Origin of the sequence: Mesorhizobium sp. M7A.F.Ca.CA.004.12.1.1 (genome assembly GCF_003997835.1) — a bacterium.
Lineage (GTDB): Bacteria > Pseudomonadota > Alphaproteobacteria > Rhizobiales > Rhizobiaceae > Mesorhizobium.
On sequence record NZ_RZRK01000024.1, the window covers coordinates 1 to 16,921 of the forward strand.

The following is a 16,921-nucleotide window of genomic DNA, read 5'->3' on the forward strand; positions in this document are numbered from 1 at the left end:
AGCGAGACCCTAACGCCATCGCTCAGCGCAAATGGCTGCGCGCGATCTATGGCGCGCATCCTTGTTCAAGGCCGGGAGAAGGCACAAAAGAGAGCCTCCCCGGCATCACGCCGTCCGACCTCCGCGCCTTCCACCAGGCCATTTTCGCTCGCGACGGGCTCCATATTGCCGTGGTGGGTGACATTGACGCGAACACGTTGAGGGAAAGGCTTGACCAGCTGTTTGGTGATTTGCCTGAGCAACAAACCCTCGTCCCCGTCTACGATGTCGCGCCGAAACTCGGTCAACTGGTGGAGGAGAACTACGACCTGCCGCAGACTTCGCTGACGTTGGCCTGGCCTGGCGTGAAGCCTAGCGCGCCGGATTTCTACGCGGCCGTGCTGCTGAACGACATCCTTGGCGGCTCATACTTGACTTCCCGCCTTTACGAGGAGGTACGTCAAAAACGCGGCCTTGCCTATCACGTCAGCTCTGAACTAACCCTTGACTCGCTTCTGGTTACGACAGAGACACGCTCGGACTGCGCTGCCCAAACACTGAGCATCGTGCGAGATGTGGTAAAGCAGATGGCGCAGCAAGGACCGACCGGGGCCGAGCTCAAGGCGGCGAAGAAGCACCTGATCGGCGCCTATGCCATCGACCAACTGGGCTCGACCCGCTCGATTGCAGACCGGCTCCTGGATTTGCAGATTCACAAGGCCGACGTCGACTACAACCAGCGTCGCGCCCGCAGCATCGGTCGGGTGACGCTCAAACAGGTCAAGGCGGCGGCCAAAAAGCTGCTTTCGGCCGAGCCCGCCATTTTGGTGGTCGGCCCGCCGCTGGGCGGCAAGGATGAGTAAAGAAACTCATCACACCTTCCTTCTTCATCGGGGCTTCTCGTGGGAAGAGCGTTGGAGGCCCGTGGGCCAAGCAGATCATGCAGACGCGCGGAGTCGTTTTCGCCGACCTTGCGCGGCATTGGCGGTCCGGCGGCCTCTCGCCGAAATGGCGCTCCTCAGCATGTATGCCGCCTTTTTGCAGAATTCAGTCGCATGCCACCAGCAGGCATGGTGGATGAAGCAAACATCCGACTGCTTAATCCATCAATTGATGAACCGCGGGCACTCAAACTAACGAAACTGCTGTCTTTTCATCGGGCTAGCGTGGTCTACCAGCTGCTTTGCCGAGGCCCTACGACGAACCCACTGGTGCAGAATACACACTGACGGCCTGTCGACCTGGATGTTCGCTGCGTTGAGGAGGAATCCGGTATTGCCCCTGTGCCTGCCGATGATCCGCCGTCTGAAATCCCCGCACCTGTTTGGAGCCATCGACCGCCTGCCGGCACTCGGCAGACCAGTTGGCAATAAGACGTTCGAGGTCGTCAATCCGTCGACCGGCGAAGTTTTGGCAGAGCTTCCCGATATGGGCGTGGAGGAGACACGTGCTGCGGTAGACAAGGCCTATGTTGCGCAGTCGGGATGGGCCGCGTTGACGGCCCGAGAACGTAGCGACGTTCTTTGGCGATGGCATCAGCTGATCATCGACCATGCAGGCGATCTCGCCGCGATTCTGACTGCGGAAATGGGCAAGCCGCTTGCCGAAGCCATTTCAGAGGTATCGCATGCGGCGGCGTATCTGCAATGGTATGCCGAGGAGGCCAATCGCGTCTATGGGGAGACGATCTCGGCACCCTCGACAGACCGCCGAATGCTAGTGATCAAGCAGCCCATCGGCGTTGTTGGCACGATCACGCCATGGAATTTCCCGGCCTCCATGGTGGCGCGCAAAATCTCGCCGGCCTTGGCTGCGGGCTGCACAATCGTGCTCAAGCCCGCTGAACAGACGCCGCTCGTGGCTGGCGCAATGTTCGCCCTCGCCCATCAGGGCGGCTTTCCCGATGGCGTGGTCAACCTGATCTATGCGTCCGAAGGTGATCGCGTGGGCCGTGAACTCTGCACCAATTCCAAGATTCGAAAGATCAGCTTCACCGGTTCGACCGAGGTCGGACGGCTGCTGATGCGTCAGTGCTCTGACCAGATCAAGAAGGTCAGCCTTGAACTCGGCGGCAATGCACCTTTCATCATCTTCGATGATGCCGACATTGACGGTGCTGTTGACGGTGCGGTCCAGGCGAAGTTCCGCAATGCCGGCCAGACCTGCGTTTCCGCGAACCGCATTTACGTCCAATCGAGCGTTCACGATGAGTTCGTCAAGAAATTCGTGGAAAGAATCCGGCACTTGTCGGTTGGCGACGGATTCGATGCCGGAGTGGACATCGGACCGCTCATCGACAAGCATGCTCTGGCCAAGATCGAGTCTCACGTCGCAGATGCCATTGCGAAAGGCGGCACAATACGATGCGGGGGCCAGCGTATCGGCAAGAATGGCACGTTTTTCGAACCCACGGTCCTCACCGAGATTTCCAGCGTCATGGCAGTCGCGCAAGAGGAGACATTCGGGCCGCTCGCGCCGATCATTCGCTTCAACGATGCGGATCAGGTCGTGCGCGAGGCCAATGACACGATCTACGGCCTCGCCGCATACTTCTATGCCTCAAACCTGAAGCGGGTCTGGCGTGTGGCAGAGGCTCTGGAATATGGCATGGTTGGCATCAACACGGGACGCATGTCCTCGGAGGCGGCACCGTTTGGCGGGATCAAACAATCCGGCATCGGGCGGGAGGGTTCCCGTCATGGCCTCGAGGACTATCTGGAAATGAAATATCTTTGCATGGGCGGGATTTGAAACCTGCTGCACTGTCTCTCCGCCCCACCGGGGGGCGGCCTGCGGTCAATGCCGCCACCTAATTGGAAGTTCCAAACGCCGTTGACCTGAAACACGGATGCCCGGCAGGAGACTGAGCTCGCTGTCGGGCCGGACATGCCTTGGGAGGGCATAAGTCAGCGCTCCTAGGGCCGATGGGCCACTCAGTTCGTGCGCCTTTTGCCGATTGCGTTGCATGTGCCGTGCCAAGCCAAAAAGCATTGATAAACCGCCGATGGATCAGCTTTTGCCCTGTTGCGCATTCTACATTGTGGGATATGCGACAATGCCCAAGCGGTTGAATCGTCGTGTTGCAGAACCCCAGACGGGTCATGACTGCTATTCTTAGGACAGTGCGCAGCAAGCCGCTACTCGCTGCACTCCAGGCACACCATTTCCATAATAAAGCGGTGGGTGCTATGTTGACCGAGCTGTCGACCAGGGAACGGTGTGAGGCCTCAGATCCCTCCATATTGTTGCACCCGCCGGTCCAACAGGACTGCAGGTCCGGCCTCAAAGGATCTTGGCTGCTATGGCGACATTGCGGTGCACGCCGCTTTCCGACCAATGATGTGCGTCCAGGTCGAGGCCGGCCCTAATGAACCACCGCCTTGGCACCCTCGCCCATCTCATTTCGGCATCGACAAGCTAGACCAGAGCGCACTTGCAAGGCGCCATGCAGTCCTGTCGGCGGGCGAACTGTTGGTGACGGGTACAGCTGCGAGCGAACGTTCATCCACCGACGCACAGCGCGGACTGTCGCTTTTCAAATTAGGAAATCTCTGTAGCCACCATTCATGAGCGCGCGGCCACGCGAGACGGCCCGACGGATGCGGTCGCGCAGATGATCGCGAGGATCCGCCCAGTCGGCATGGACGCGCCGTTGACCGATGAGAACTTCGGCGAGCTCGCGATGAGGTGCTCCGGCGAGCGAACCGTCGAGCGCACGAAGAACGAAGGACAAACGAACGCCGCGCTTTTCCGGCGCAAACAAGCGGGGGGGCAACTGTTGCCCTAGACTGAGAGCATTGAGGCACTCCAGTCCCCTCAGTCGATGCTTTAAAAGCACCGCGGGCCAGATGGCTTGCGTATGCAGGCAAACAGGGTGGAGGATATTCGCGCCCGAGACGGCGAGCTGCAGCGCGTGGTCCGCATTGCGAAGAAGAACATGCTGGCTCTTGTCGGGCGCCAGCAGGACGATTGCACGACAGGGCAATGCCGAGAGTTCGAACGGCGGTGTCGGCGACGAGGCAGGCAACCGTTCCGCAATGACCGGCAGCACATGGACGCACCAGAGCGGACACCAGAATACGACCGAAGCGCGGCCACAAGACTCCGCGAAACAGAACACCCCAGCGTGACAGGTCGCCGGCCGACGCGACCATATCGAGAAAGGATTGGAGAGACCAAGTCTTGCAATGCTGGCGCGCAGCGGTCAGATCGCGCTGGAACGCTGGATTGCGGCGTAAGAACTCCCAAGCCCACTCCCGCAGCGTCAGGCCAGCGGTGTAGTCGTATGATCTTTCATCCCGCCAATCGGCCTGATCCGCGCCAGTCAGGAGATTCATGACTGACATCCCCTGCCCGCGCCTGCGTGAGTCGAAACATTATGCCACTTCGCAAAGCATCGGCGAAGGCAGCAGACGTCGAAGACCCCGTTTCGTTGAAGCGTCAGCCATCGCCACTGTCGGCGACAGAAGATGTGCCCAAATTGCCACCAGACCGTCGAACTGGCACAGCGACGGCCAGCGCGACCTGGAATTGATCCCGTAACGGTCATCGGCTCCTGCGTCGCGATCCAGACGTCCCTTGAAGGCGCAGTAGCGCGGCAGTGGATCGCACGCTGCTTGTCGGCAAGTTGTCGTAGCGGCGGCGCCATAGGCACGGTCATCGGAGGGTCTCCTGCGGCAAGTTTTCGCCATTGGAGGCCAATCTCCCCGCTAGGGCAGCCTGTGCAGTTGCACAGGTGAAGCGGATCAATCAGGGGGAGCCATGGCGGAAACTGGATGATGGCGGCTTGAGGAGAGCGGCGTATCGAGGCGGGTGATGAAGCCTGCCAGTACCTCTCAAGGAGAGTGATACGCCATGAACGAGACTATCAACACATTGTTCGCCTTCGTCAGCCCGACGAAATCGATGATACCCTGACGGATGTACTTCGCAGCGGCGCGCGCAAATTGCTTGCACATGCGATCGAGATGGAGGCCGAGGCGTATGCCAAGGCGGTCGACTGCCTGACGAAAGATCATATTGCGTCGCTGGCGCTCTACGATTTCCCCGCCCAACACTGGGATCATCTGCGAACGTCCAATCCCATCGAAAGCGTCTTTGCAACCGTTCGCTATCGCACGGTGCGTACCAAGGGCTCGCTATCCTCGAAAACCGCCCAGCTGATGGTCTTCAAGCTGTTGGCCGCGGCCAGGAAGTGGCGACGATTGAAAGGACAAAATCAGTTGCCGAAACTCATCGCAGGTGCCGGTTCCTGGACGGAATCCAGGTCATCGAAACGAAGCCGCAGAGCGCCGCTTGATCAGCCTCGTCACCCAAATTCCAGCATAGCTCCATCGGAACTGCCAGCCTTCCTTGCCGATCAGGCGCATATCAGCGCTGACGATACCGAGGACGGCGATGGCGGTCACCTCCAGGCCGCCGAGTAACGACCCTCAAAACACCGCACTGGTCGAGGCCAGCCTGAACCGGTATCTTGTGCCTGCCCTCGGGAGTCGCTCTATCCACCATGTGATCGACACCGACATTGCTAACATCACAAAGAAGATCGTCGCCGGGGGTCACCCGCAAGCGGCTAACACGGCCTTCTGGTGTATGCGGGCATTTTTCAACTGGTGTCGCAAACCGCCGCAACGGCTCATCCGCGGTTTCCCCGCGAGGGATTGGAAAATCCGGATCCGGCCCCGATCGTCAAGCGCAAGCGAGTGGTGAACGATGCCGAACTGGCGGCTATATGAACGGGCTGTGAGCCCGAACCGGGCGATATCGGCTATTCGTTCGGCTCCATCGTCAAGCTGCTCATTCTGACCGGACAGAGGCGTACGGAAGTTGCCGCGATGCGTTGGTCCTCAACCTTGAAGCCGGAACATGGAACTATCGGGTGACCGCACGAAGAACGAAGAGCCTACGCTTATTCCGCTGTCCACACTGGCGGTGTCGGTCCCCCAGACGGTACCGAAGACCAATGACACGTTTTTTTCCCTGCGAGGGGCAACGAAAGAAGCCACTTCTCAGGCTACGCGAAGGGCAAGAAGGCTCTAGACGGCAAGGTCAATACTGACGGGGTGGCTTTGGAGAACTGGACCCTTCACGATCTGCGCAGGACGCTCGCGACAAATCTCGGCAGGCGGCAGGTATTGCCACACGTCATCGAGCACATACTGAATCACAAGGCGGCGTCCTTGACAGACATTGGCGAAATCTACAATCTCTATAGCAACGTCAAGGAGAAGCGCGAGGTGTTGCAGATGTGGTCAAATCACATCGAATGGCTGATCAAGCAGGCTGCGGATGACGCTCTGGCGGCGTAGCTGCTGGCATGGCGGAAGATGCGGCGCAACAATCGTCAGAGCCTCATCGAATTGGAGATCATGCTTGACCAGCAAATGCGCGGCCAATGCTTCGATGGCCGACCAGTGATCGAGTACTAGCCGGGCCGTGCAATCTTCGATCCGCCCCCAATCGGGGCGGCGCGGCATCAGGAACCGCAACTCACCATAGATTCGCTTGGCATCCGCGTAGTCGCTGCTCCCCTCATTCCCATCGGACGCATTCATCGCCATATCGCGCGGGTCCAGATAGCCTTCGAATGCGGATTCTGCAAAAGGACCTGCCAGACACGCAACTATCTCCCGGATCGCATCATCGCGTTCCAAACATCGATCCATATCGTCCTCGAAAATCGGCTTTCGCTTCGAGGTGAATCCTTGCGCTGAATAAAAACCCGCGCCTTCGACAACACCACCGCACTCTCCGTCACCGACGTCGGGGTAAATACTAACACTTGAGAAAGCAGGGAGTTCACGGTCGTCGTCGAACGTCTGACGGTGCAAAACGATGGCGGCCACCGCGTGCCCGGCTTCGTGATGCGCCACAAGCGGCAGATATTGGGAGGCTACATTCATGCGGTGCGGCTCTCAGGTCTAGTTTGCTTTTGCGCATAGGACCGCAATTGTCGTGCCAACTGGGAAAATCGTTTCGGGCAATGCGATCGCTCCGATAGCGTTGCGTCTCCTGTCTGACATTGTTGGGAAGTCGACACGCGCCCGTCGCAATGCGGTCGACCTTCCGCGCGAGTTGGGTGACCCGTGAAGGCGGCCGACCAGGACGATGTTGCGCTGATCGGCGACGAAGGCGCGGCCGGGCGAGATCGCGCATCAGGGGGTGACCGGCGTGTCGGCGAAGTCGAAGTCGTCGATGTCCTTGGCCAGCGGCAACTTGGCGACAGCGAACTGGTATTTGATGGAGCGGGCCTGCTTCTCCGATATCTCGGCCTGCAAGAGATCACCGACAATCCTGGGCGGCTCGTGCCGTCGCTTGATGGCGACGCGCCCATGATCTCGTCATAGGCTCTGCGCATTCCGTAGAGCTTCAGCGCTCCCATCAGTTCCAGTACCTCGGTGCGTTCCATGGCTGTTTGTCCTCCTGAGACTGTCATAGCGGGTGCAGTCGGCGACCGCTCGTGAGCTAGCTTCAGCGCTTGGGGAATGGAAAGGATCGTGCCCGGCGCCGGATCGCGGCTGCGGGCCAGGATGTTGAGGATCACCGGCGCCGACGATGCACCGTGCTCGATGGCTTCCTGACAGGCGGCCTCGACCGCGCTCAATCCGTCGGTCAGCACCCAGGTGAGGATCAACACCATCTGCCGGTCGACGTCATCAACCGCCTTGAGCTGCGCCGCACCTTCTCCATTGCCGACCGCACGACCCAGCCAAGGAACGGCGCGCGCCGTGTGCCAGGGATCGTAGACGACCTCGTTGCGGCCAAAGGAGCGAACGTGTTCTCCCACGACCACGCCATCCTCTGGCGGATGCGATCCGATCGACATAAGCATGGATCTCGATGGGCCGACCGACGGCACTCGACAGCACCGAGTATTTGTTGTTGTCGAAGCGCACCGTGCAGGTCTTCGACACCGACGGGGGAATGCAATGGAAGCCGTCGAAGCGACCGGCAGCCGCTCCCGCTGCGGCTTGGCCGCATTCGCCGACAGCAGCCGGTCCCGCGTCTCACGCCGAGCTCTCATGCGGGGATAGGGCTGGTGCTTGCGCTCGTAGCGGAACTGCGTCTCCTCAGAACGCAGGACCTTGCGCACCACCTTGCGCGACATCTTCAGCTCACGGCAGATCGCCTTGATCGACTTCCCCTGGACCAGCGACAGCCGACGTATCTTTGCAATCGTCTCTAAAACCAACATCCAAAACACAAATGCCTCCGATCAAGCCGGAGGCATCTTGATGACCCCATCGTTAAGGGGTCCCGTTTGGACGAAAATCACCCTTTAAACAGGGTCCCCATTCCACGAAAAATCAATGCACTACCTTCCAAAGCTGCGAGAGATCGCCACCGACCGCTTTGAAGGGGCTTTCGGCGGTCTCGTCAGCGAGGTTGTGGCATGAAGAAACATCAATCCACAGCATTGGGCCGAAGCATGCCACGGGCTCATGCCGCGGGAGAGCGGGAAGATATTCTTGAAAGAAGCGGTCTCCGACATCAATACCGACAGGATGGGCAGCTTTCTCACATCACTTGAGGTCGAGCGTGGCAGTTGCGACCCGCAATGCAAGGCTGGCGGCGATGCATGCCTTTGCGCGGTTCCTGATTTCGGAGCACCCCGAATATTAGGATACGCTGCAACTGGTGGTGACACTTCCCTTCAAGAGGGCGCGTGGGTGGCACCTGTCGAATATCTCGATGAGCCCGGAAATCAAGAGCGTCCTGGCGCGTATCGACCGCCGCACGCCTTCTGGACAGCGGGATTACGCTCTGTTTTCGCTGATGTTCAATACGGATGCACGAGTTCAGGGATCCTGAATCTTCGATTGTGACCTTCGTCTGGTATCGCCCTGTCCCGCCGAGCAAAGCAACGACCGCCCCACACTGCTCACCCGGTTCGGTGTTCGATACTTGCTGCGCACACATGGCTGCGGGCGAAGGAACCACCATGGCGGAAAAGAGCATCCATCATCGCCCTTTGCGGGACACGACGGCCATCCACCTCGTCAAGGCGGGTGTTGACATCGCCACCATCAGTCGATGGCCAGGCCACTCGGGCTGAACTAACGATGCGCTACGCCCAGGCCGGTATCGATATGAAGCGGCAAGCGCTCGAACAAGTCTTCCCCCACGTGATGTCATCGGCAAAAGATCAGACGATCATCGCTTTGATGGCTGGATGTTTGGCTGGCTGCACCGCTTGTAGACGCTCAGTTATGTGGAGTTGTATCGCGGGAAGTCGCGCGTCTTGGTCTTTTGCGGTGTCAGCTCAACATCTCTCCGCAGTGCACGTTGTCACTGTTGAAGAGCCGTTTGTTCAATCTTCGTCCTGGCACGGCAAGGGTTGTCCATATTGTGGCGTCTTGCGCTTGCCGAGCTTGTCCGAAATCCAGCGCCGGATCAGGCGTGAACACTGTTGCGTAGTTCGTCAGCCAGAGCGCGGAGAACGTCGGCGCTTCCTTCCAGCGCCGTAAAAGCGTAGGGATTGAGGAACTGTCGGCCCCAGAACAGATTGCGATCTATGCCGGATAGCGTAGCTTCCTCGCTGACACGCGGCCAATTCTCCGCAATGCATCGGAGCTGGCCTTCAACAATCGCAAGAGCTTCCGGCGCGCTGAGCAGGAAGTGATGCGCCGCTTCAAGGCAGGACGCTATCCGGCTCATGCGGTTATTGCCGCTGATGAGCATGGCCTGGCTGGCCTCCTGGCCACTGCGGGCCTGCGGACAAATATCGTACGCAGGCGTGAGGGTGAGCTTAGCCCCGTCCCAGAATGCCGCATGGTTGCGGGCATGATCGTCGGTGTTGCCGCAAAGTATGTTGAAGACAATGCGGCTGAACAACTCGCGCAGAGTTTCCGACGGCGCGGTGAATCGGTGGCGAATGATCTCCGCCAAATCCTGGTAGCTGGCGTAACGCGCCATCATCTCATCGAGCGCGAGCATCGTCAGCGCTGAGACCATGGATTTGCGTTGCCAGCCGCCCGTGACCTTGATCCGGTCGAATCGCTCGACGAGCAACACGTCGTTGCCTGCGGCGCGAACGAGCGAGACGGATGCCGCTCTGATGCCGCACAAGGCGGCAAGCCGCATGGCTATGAATTCTCCTTTGACGACGCTGTAAAGGTCGGCAGACGAGGAAAATTTCGCGACATGCTTGACGGCGTCATCCTCGATCAGCGCCTTTGGCCTTGCGCCGCCGATCGAGCTGCCGTGATGCAGCGCCTGATCTAATTCGGGGGTGAGCGGAATACCTTTCTCTACCCGCTCCGCCGATTGGACAAGCTCTTCGAGAGTGGCATTGGCCAGTGCGCGCGGCTCGTAATGCGTGGGCGAAAACTGAAAATCGAGCGCGCCGATGCGGTCCGAGCCTGATTCCAGCAAGAACGTCAGTTCTGAAATATCGAGCCGCGCGATTTCATCGCCCTTCACACCGAATTTGCGGTTTAGGATAACCCGTCGTCCCCAGGCATCAGGGGCAGCATCGCGGATGCATCCCGGCATGGTTAGGCCAGGAAGCAAAGGCAATTCGCCTGCCTTCAGGGGCAGTTCCGGGAGATAAAGCGGGATCGCGCTGCCCAGTTCACGAAAGCTCCTGCCATAGTTGAAGCTGACGAGTCCGTCATGGGCATATAGCCGCCCGGCGACAACCGGCGCGGTCTCGCCCGGCAGCCAGACCCAGACATAGGCTTCGTCGTACTTGGGGACCTTAGAACTCATCGACGATCTGCTTGCTGGCCTTGTAGACGTGCTTCGGCAGCAGCGCGATGCGATCGTCCATGCGGCCTGTGAGGGCTGTGATGCCCTTGCCGTCGGCATCGAACAGCTTCACACCGACAATGGCAGCAGCTTCGAACATCAGTCCGATTTCGACTTTGGGATCGCCCTTCTCGATGCGCTGCAGGGTGCTGCGTGAAACACCGATTCTCTCGGCTAACTCCTGTGCGGTTAACCGGTGCTGCATCCGGCCAAGCCGGATGGTCTTACCGAAAAGGCCAAGCGCTTCCATCGCGTAGCGCGAATAGGTGCGTTTATACGTTGCCTTCATTCGGGTCTCTGTGACCTATGCATGATCCATATCGCCTTCTTTAGAACTTTATATAGGTAATGTCACAGAGCGACTGCCAAAGTCAAGACTCCGTATCGCAAGCGTTACCCATCCGAACGAGGAAGGCGGATATTGCCTACGGCTCCTGCACAACCGGCCAGCTCTGCGCCCCTCGGGCGAGGCGGAGATCTGGCGCTGGATCGCGGACAGCCTTGAGACGCCTCGCATGAGTCATTCATGGGCGGTCCCTGGTGCGAGGCCGCGGCGCTCGACTGCTGGCCGACATTCTCGGTGGCGGGACCCGCAGCCGGCTACACCAGCACTTTTCGACCGCATACGCGCCCAGCTTCTCTCCGAAATCATTGCCAATGAGCGCGGAACCTCATGCGATCGCCGAGCTGGCCTGGCGGCGCGGAATCTACGGCACGCATCCGTATTCGAGACCGCCCAAGGGAGCCTGACTAGCGTAACGCCCTCCGATCTAAGCGCCTTCCACAAAGCCGCTTTCGCACGCGACGGGCTGCATGTGGCGGTCGTAGGCGACATAGATGCCAAGCCCTGAGAGTAAGGCTCTACCAGCTGTTCGGCGATTTGCCTCAGAAACTGGCGCTTGCCGGCGCGAACCAGTGGTATCGCGAGGGCGAGCACGCCGAGCGCTTTTCCTCCGCCCTCCACTGACCACAGACCCGCACGCAACGAAGCCGCGCTCGATCTTATCGTGGCGTGGCTAGGTGCAATGTTTGCTCTCGCCATCAGGCCGGCTTTCCCGATGGCGTGGTCAACCTGGATCTATGCGTCCGAAGGTGATCGCGTGGGCCGTGAACTCTGCACCAATTCCAAGATTCAAAAGATCAGCTTTACCGGTTCGAACGAGGCCGGACGGCTGCTGATGCGTCAGTGCTCTGACCAGATCAAGAAGGTCAGCCTTGAAACCGGCGGCAATGCACCTTTCATCATCTTCGATGATGCCGACATTGACGGTGCTGTTGACGGTGCGGTCCAGGCGAAGTTCCGCAATGCCGGCCAGACCTGCGTTTCCGCGAACCGCATTTACGTCCAATCGAGCGTTCACGATGAGTCCGCCGAGAAATTGTGGAGAAGGTCCGGCACTTATCAGTGGTCCGACGTCTACTCCCGGAGCTAAGCCGTCGCCAACCCAAGATCGAGTCCCACATCGCAGATGATAATTCGATGCGGGGCCGAACGATAAATATGCATGCTTTGGCCACCCCGAGGCAGGGCTCATTGAGATGATCCGACCGCCTTGGAACAAAGATGGGGTAGAGCAGATGAAGCGTTGGCAGCGTGTCTCCATTCGACGCGAGCGCTGAGGATGGGATCACGATCATTCGCATCACGCGCAGCCGCAAGGGCGATGCCATGGCTACTTTGGAATCGTTGAAGTGGTTTGAGCCGGACAGTCACAAATACACCCGTTACGCCGCGGCTCAGGAAACGGGGCGGCGTCCGGCGGTGGAGGTGCTCGCTGACTTAAAAAGGGTGCGGGCAGTCGTTGCGCTTGAGAGCGACGACATTTGGGATCCGGCACGGGGTGACCTGCTGCCAATCGGCAGTTAACAGGGTCCGACAAAAGTGTGCACAACATGCTGCTGAAGTGGCCTCCGGAAGCGCTACCGGAAGTTACGCGTCTTGAACTTGATAGGGTCGATATGGTCATACTGCATCGACGATGTCGCGCCCCTTCGGCATGCCGCGCGGATCGATGCCCGATCCGCCGTGATGAGCCTCGGCCCTCGGCCGTGCGGCAACGGAAACGGCGTCTTGCGGTTTCCCACGCTGGCCAGCCCGGCCGACAGATCGGTCAGCTCGTGGGCGACGAGGTGCACCACCTCCTCTTCCGTCGGATGCGTCCGCGGACGCCGAGCATGGCCGAAGCAAGAAGCACGCGCCGGAATTTCTCGCGAGATCTTGACCCAGACGACGACGTTTGCCGCACCCGTCTCATCCTCCAGAGGAACATGAAGCCTTTGGCCGAGCCCGGCCGCTGCCGGACCAGCACCAGGCCGGCGGCCTCGAGCCAGCTTCTGCCTCGCGCCTGCATAGCATCCTGACAGGTCACGGTGCGGCGCCGGTTAGGCGGCACGCCGATTTTGGCAACGCTAGCCTGTGAACTGAAGAATGAAGGTCGGACTTGCGGCACATCGATTAGGTTCAAATGATAAGTTGCTGCCCGGCGAGGTCGTTTCAGCGCATCTCGACTGGTGGGTCGGCAAGACAATGCGGAACGGAAATGATCGCAGGCGTAAAGGACGGCTTTCGGGGCCGGAAGCTTCAGGCCTGGAACCGGACCCCAGTTTGGCGCAAGCATCGTGGCCTCCGCCCGGTCAGGCATTCACCGGCTCGCGAAATGCCAATTGATTCTGCTTAACCGGGCATACCTAAACGGCCACTTGCGTTCCGATCTCGACCACACGTCCGGTCGGGATCTGGAAATACTCCGTCGCGTCGGCGGCCGTGCGCGCCAAGCCGATGAACAGCTTGTCCTGCCACACCGGCATGCCGGAGTTGGGTGACGCCTTGAGCGAGCGACGCGACAGGAAGAAGGACGTCGTCATGATGTCGAACTTCCAACCCTGCTTGCGGCAGATCGCCAGCGCACGCGGGATGTTAGGCTGTTCCATGTAGCCGAAGGTCAGTGTCACCCGCATGAACAGCTCATTGATTGTTTCCATCTTGATCCGCTCGCTGTCGGGCACCACGGGCTGCTGCGCCGTCACCACAGAGAGGATGACGTTCTGTTCGTGCAGCGCCTTGTAGTGCTTCAGGCTGTGCATCAACGCGGTCGGCGCACTGGCGGGATCGCTGGTCAGGAACACGGCCGTACCGGACACCAGCTGCGGTTTCTTCTTCAACAGATTGCCCGCAAGGAAATCGAGCGGAATCTGGTTCCTGCGCGTCTTGTCAAATAGATACCTGCTGCCTCTTATCCAAGTCCACATGGTCATCACGATCACTGCGGCAATGGCAAGCGAGGCCCAGCCGCCTTCGAATACCTTGACGATGTTAGCTGCAAAGAAGCCGGTATCGATGAAGACGAACACCGCCATTAAGGCTATCGCGACGCCGAGCGGCCATTTCCAGATGCGCGTCATCACAACAAAAAGCAGTATGTTCGTCACCAGCATATTGCCGGTCACCGAAATACCGTAGGCCGAGGCCAGCCGGCTGGATTCGCCGAAGCCGACCACCAGCAGCATCACCACCAGCGCCAGCATCAGGTTGATGCGCGGCAGATAGATCTGGCCCGACTGTTTTTCCGACGTGTGCTGGATGACGAAACGCGGCAGCATGTTGAGCTGTACCGCTTGCCTGGTCAGCGAAAAGGCGCCGGAGATCACCGCCTGGCAGGCGATCACGGTCGCCGCCGTGGCAAGCACGACCATCGGAATAAGCGTCCAGCCCTGGTTCATCTCGAAGAACGGATGACCGACAACGCCGCCATTTGCCAGCACGAAGGCGCCTTGCCCGACATAATTGAGCAACAGACAAGGGAACACGATCGCCAGCCAGGCGAGCACGATCGGCTTGCGGCCGAAATGGCCGAGGTCGGCGTAGAGCGCCTCGGCTCCGGTGACGGCGAGGAAGACTGCACCAACCGTAACGAAGGCGACGTCAGGCGAGTTGACCAGGAACGACACGATGTAATGCGGGCTGATTGCCAGCAGGATTTCCGGGTCGTCCATGATGTGGTTGAGCCCGGAAAGGCCGATGGCCAGGAACCACAGCGCGGTAACGGGTCCGAACACCAATCCTACGCCGCCGGTGCCAAACCGCTGTACCGCAAACACGATCGCCAGGATGGCCAGTGTCAGCGGCACCACATAGGGCTGGAACGTCGGCGTGACGACATTCATACCTTCGACCGCCGACAGTACCGAGATTGCCGGCGTAATGACGGCGTCGCCAAAAAAAAGCGCCGCGCCGACGATGCCGATGCCGATGCCGATGCCGAGGATCACCGCAGAGCGGGTCGGGAAACTGTTGCGCGCCAGCGCCATAAGCGACAGCACTCCGCCCTCGCCTCGATTGTCGGCGCGGAGCACGAACATGATGTATTTGATCGTCACGGTGATCGTCAGGGACCAGATGATCAGCGAGAGTACGCCGAGGATGTCGCCACGGCTGGCGACGTTGCCACCCGCTGATGCATGCAACGCCTCGCGAAATGCATAGATCGGGCGGGTGCCTATATCGCCATAAACGACACCTAGTGCGCCCAACATCAGCGCCTTGGTGCTGTGCTGCTCGACCTCAGAATGGCTCGATTGTTCGACAGGTTCTGCCTCGTTACCAGCATTGGTAAGGGCCATGGACGACACTCCGATAAGCGCGGGGTGCTCTACGCTTGCTGCACTGCAATATCAAGTTCCGTCACGTAATGTCTGCCGTCTCGCCTGTCGTTGCTCGCCTTGGTAGACTCGCCAGCCCGCAGCCCTACCGAGCAGCAATAGCGCCCCGGCAGAACCCTCAATCGCCCAGATCAATGAATGGTTATCGCCCACATTGCCCCCCCGCGATGCGGCCGATGGCGACCAGGGTGTCGTGGGCGCACAAGGATGGCGCTTTCCTGATGACGCCGTGCTCCAGGTGTGATCGCACCGTTGCTGCGCAAGCCATTTACTTGCTCGTCCCAGCGAGGACCGTGGCCAACTGGAACGCAGGGCCACGCCGCTCACCGGCCGCACTTTGCGGCGCAGATAACGATTCGATCTCCCCGGCGAGATTCTGGTTGAAGAAGCCACCAAGCTTCTCGAAGGACACACGGTCGTAATATCGACATGCCAGTATCCGCAACCCAGAAAAAGCTCCTTCGGCTCCGCTGCGCGCGCCACGAACAACCCGATCTTCTCTGCGAAAGAGGACGCCGTAATCCCAGGTTGAAGCCAAACCGGGGGGCGGCCGTGACGTATGCTACACAGGCGAAGGGCTAGGAGGCGGGTTCGGTGAGGAACGGCATTGATGTCCACGCCGTCTCCTGGAAAGACAGAGGAATGCGGTGTCACCGCCTGGCGCCGGAGGTTGATCCGGTGATTAGGAGGAGCACTCGTTGTCGGATTCTCGACGATGTCGGACATCTGACACAACGCTGCCAGAGCGATCGCATTGTTCCGAAACGATTTTCCCAGTTGGCACGTGAATTGCGGTCCTATGCGCAAAAGCACTGCGATGCCGCACCGACTGGAAGAACTCATCAATGATCACGCTTTTCGAACATGTCGGCGCCGCTACCAACACTAAGCGTTCCCGATCAAACGGAAGCCTCTATCCCTTCTTTCTGAAGGCTGTCCGGACATGAACGCATTTGATGTCCGTCCAACGCTGGATGCTCCCGACGACGATCTCTATCTTTGGCTTGAAGATGTGGAAGGCGAGCGGGCACTTGCCTGGGCCGCCGGCCAGTCGGCAAAGACCCTGAAGCACTTCAGTGGAACGCAGTTCGAGCGCGACCGCGCGACTCTGAAGGCAGGCCTGTTCCCTAAGCGGCGTCGCATCTCCCCCGGCCGAGTCGCATGGCTTGAATCCGATATCAGGGCTTGGATGGAAACTAGATCTGAGAGCCGCACCGCATGAATGTAGCCTCCCAATATCTTCTCCCGTCTGTGGCGCATCACGAAGCCGGGCACGCGGTGGCCGCCATCGTTTTGCACCGTCAGATGTTCGACGACGACCGTGAACTCCCTGCTTTCTCAAGTGTTAGTATTTACCCCGACGCCGGTGACGGAGAGTGCGGTGGTTTTGTCGAAGGCACGGTTTTCTATTCAGCGCAAGGATTCACCTCGGAGCGAAAGCCGATTTTCGAGAACGATATGGATCGACATTTCCAACGCGATGAAGCGATCCAAGTGATAGTTGCGTGTCTGGCAGGTCCTTTTGCAGAATCCG

At 59.5% G+C, this 16,921-nt stretch carries 12 protein-coding genes and 5 pseudogenes; 9 read left to right on the forward strand and 8 right to left on the reverse strand.

The features are described 5' to 3' along the window. A partial coding sequence (locus EN984_RS02450; protein WP_164765365.1) for a pitrilysin family protein occupies nt 1–842 on the forward strand: 842 nt, incomplete at its 5' end. Nucleotides 843–1,254: 412 nt separating this feature from the next. After that, nucleotides 1,255–2,730 (forward strand): NAD-dependent succinate-semialdehyde dehydrogenase, encoded by a 1,476-nt coding sequence (locus EN984_RS02455; RefSeq protein WP_127266911.1) that lies wholly within the window; start codon nt 1,255–1,257, stop codon nt 2,728–2,730. Between the two features lie 784 nt (nt 2,731–3,514). Here the strand turns inward: EN984_RS02455 and EN984_RS02460 are convergent. Next, on the reverse strand, nt 3,515–4,030 hold the full coding sequence (locus EN984_RS02460) for a DUF2285 domain-containing protein (protein WP_224570032.1): 516 nt from the start codon (nt 4,028–4,030) through the stop codon (nt 3,515–3,517). A 937-nt stretch (nt 4,031–4,967) separates the two neighbouring features. On the opposite strand from EN984_RS02460, the pseudogene EN984_RS02465 reads away from it, so the two are divergent. Then, nucleotides 4,968–5,278, forward strand: a pseudogene (locus EN984_RS02465) (IS256 family transposase); the annotation flags it as partial. Nucleotides 5,279–5,567: 289 nt separating this feature from the next. Beyond that, complete coding sequence (locus EN984_RS38085; protein WP_164750871.1) at nt 5,568–5,714, forward strand: hypothetical protein; 147 nt, start codon at nt 5,568–5,570, stop codon at nt 5,712–5,714. 516 nt (nt 5,715–6,230) lie between these two features. On the opposite strand, the gene EN984_RS02475 is transcribed toward EN984_RS38085, so the two are convergent. From EN984_RS02475 to EN984_RS38540, 3 genes and pseudogenes are all read right to left on the reverse strand, one after another. After that, on the reverse strand, nt 6,231–6,881 hold the full coding sequence (locus EN984_RS02475) for a hypothetical protein (RefSeq protein WP_127266912.1): 651 nt from the start codon (nt 6,879–6,881) through the stop codon (nt 6,231–6,233). 192 nt (nt 6,882–7,073) lie between these two features. Then, a pseudogene (locus tag EN984_RS38535) lies at nt 7,074–7,387 on the reverse strand (ATP-binding protein); the annotation flags it as partial. 10 nt (nt 7,388–7,397) lie between these two features. After that, nucleotides 7,398–7,931: pseudogene (locus EN984_RS38540) on the reverse strand (IS21 family transposase); the annotation flags it as partial. Between the two features lie 516 nt (nt 7,932–8,447). On the opposite strand from EN984_RS38540, the gene EN984_RS38095 reads away from it, so the two are divergent. Continuing rightward, entirely contained in the window at nt 8,448–8,804 is a 357-nt protein-coding gene (locus EN984_RS38095) for a hypothetical protein (RefSeq protein WP_127309514.1), read from the forward strand. Nucleotides 8,805–9,372: 568 nt separating this feature from the next. Here the strand turns inward: EN984_RS38095 and EN984_RS02495 are convergent. Beyond that, on the reverse strand, nt 9,373–10,689 hold the full coding sequence (locus EN984_RS02495) for a HipA domain-containing protein (RefSeq protein WP_127206482.1): 1,317 nt from the start codon (nt 10,687–10,689) through the stop codon (nt 9,373–9,375). Then, the gene (locus tag EN984_RS02500) at nt 10,679–10,978 is read right to left on the reverse strand and encodes a helix-turn-helix transcriptional regulator (RefSeq protein ID WP_245459761.1); all 300 of its coding nucleotides are present in this window, start codon (nt 10,976–10,978) and stop codon (nt 10,679–10,681) included. The genes EN984_RS02495 and EN984_RS02500 overlap by 11 nt, the downstream gene beginning before the upstream one ends. 652 nt (nt 10,979–11,630) lie before the next feature. On the opposite strand from EN984_RS02500, the pseudogene EN984_RS02510 reads away from it, so the two are divergent. Both EN984_RS02510 and EN984_RS02515 read left to right on the forward strand, forming a co-directional pair. Beyond that, nucleotides 11,631–12,107, forward strand: a pseudogene (locus tag EN984_RS02510) (aldehyde dehydrogenase family protein); the annotation flags it as partial. 215 nt (nt 12,108–12,322) lie between these two features. Next, the gene (locus tag EN984_RS02515; RefSeq protein ID WP_127266913.1) at nt 12,323–12,595 is read left to right on the forward strand and encodes a hypothetical protein; all 273 of its coding nucleotides are present in this window, start codon (nt 12,323–12,325) and stop codon (nt 12,593–12,595) included. Nucleotides 12,596–12,648: 53 nt separating this feature from the next. On the opposite strand, the pseudogene EN984_RS02520 reads toward EN984_RS02515, so the two are convergent. Beyond that, nucleotides 12,649–13,109 (reverse strand): annotated as a pseudogene (locus tag EN984_RS02520) (OB-fold nucleic acid binding domain-containing protein); the annotation flags it as partial. A 307-nt stretch (nt 13,110–13,416) separates the two neighbouring features. Beyond that, nucleotides 13,417–15,348 carry a potassium transporter Kup gene (locus tag EN984_RS02525; protein WP_127266914.1) on the reverse strand — a complete coding sequence of 644 codons (1,932 nt, stop codon included), beginning with the start codon at nt 15,346–15,348 and terminating at the stop codon, nt 13,417–13,419. A 982-nt stretch (nt 15,349–16,330) separates the two neighbouring features. On the opposite strand from EN984_RS02525, the gene EN984_RS39335 reads away from it, so the two are divergent. Together EN984_RS39335 and EN984_RS02535 are read left to right on the forward strand one after the other, a co-directional pair. Continuing rightward, nucleotides 16,331–16,609, forward strand: a complete 279-nt coding sequence (locus EN984_RS39335) for an AlpA family phage regulatory protein (protein WP_063169289.1) — start codon at nt 16,331–16,333, stop codon at nt 16,607–16,609. Then, nucleotides 16,606–16,921 (forward strand): hypothetical protein (locus EN984_RS02535; protein ID WP_164765366.1); only part of this gene is annotated, 316 nt, incomplete at its 3' end. The genes EN984_RS39335 and EN984_RS02535, both read left to right, overlap by 4 nt.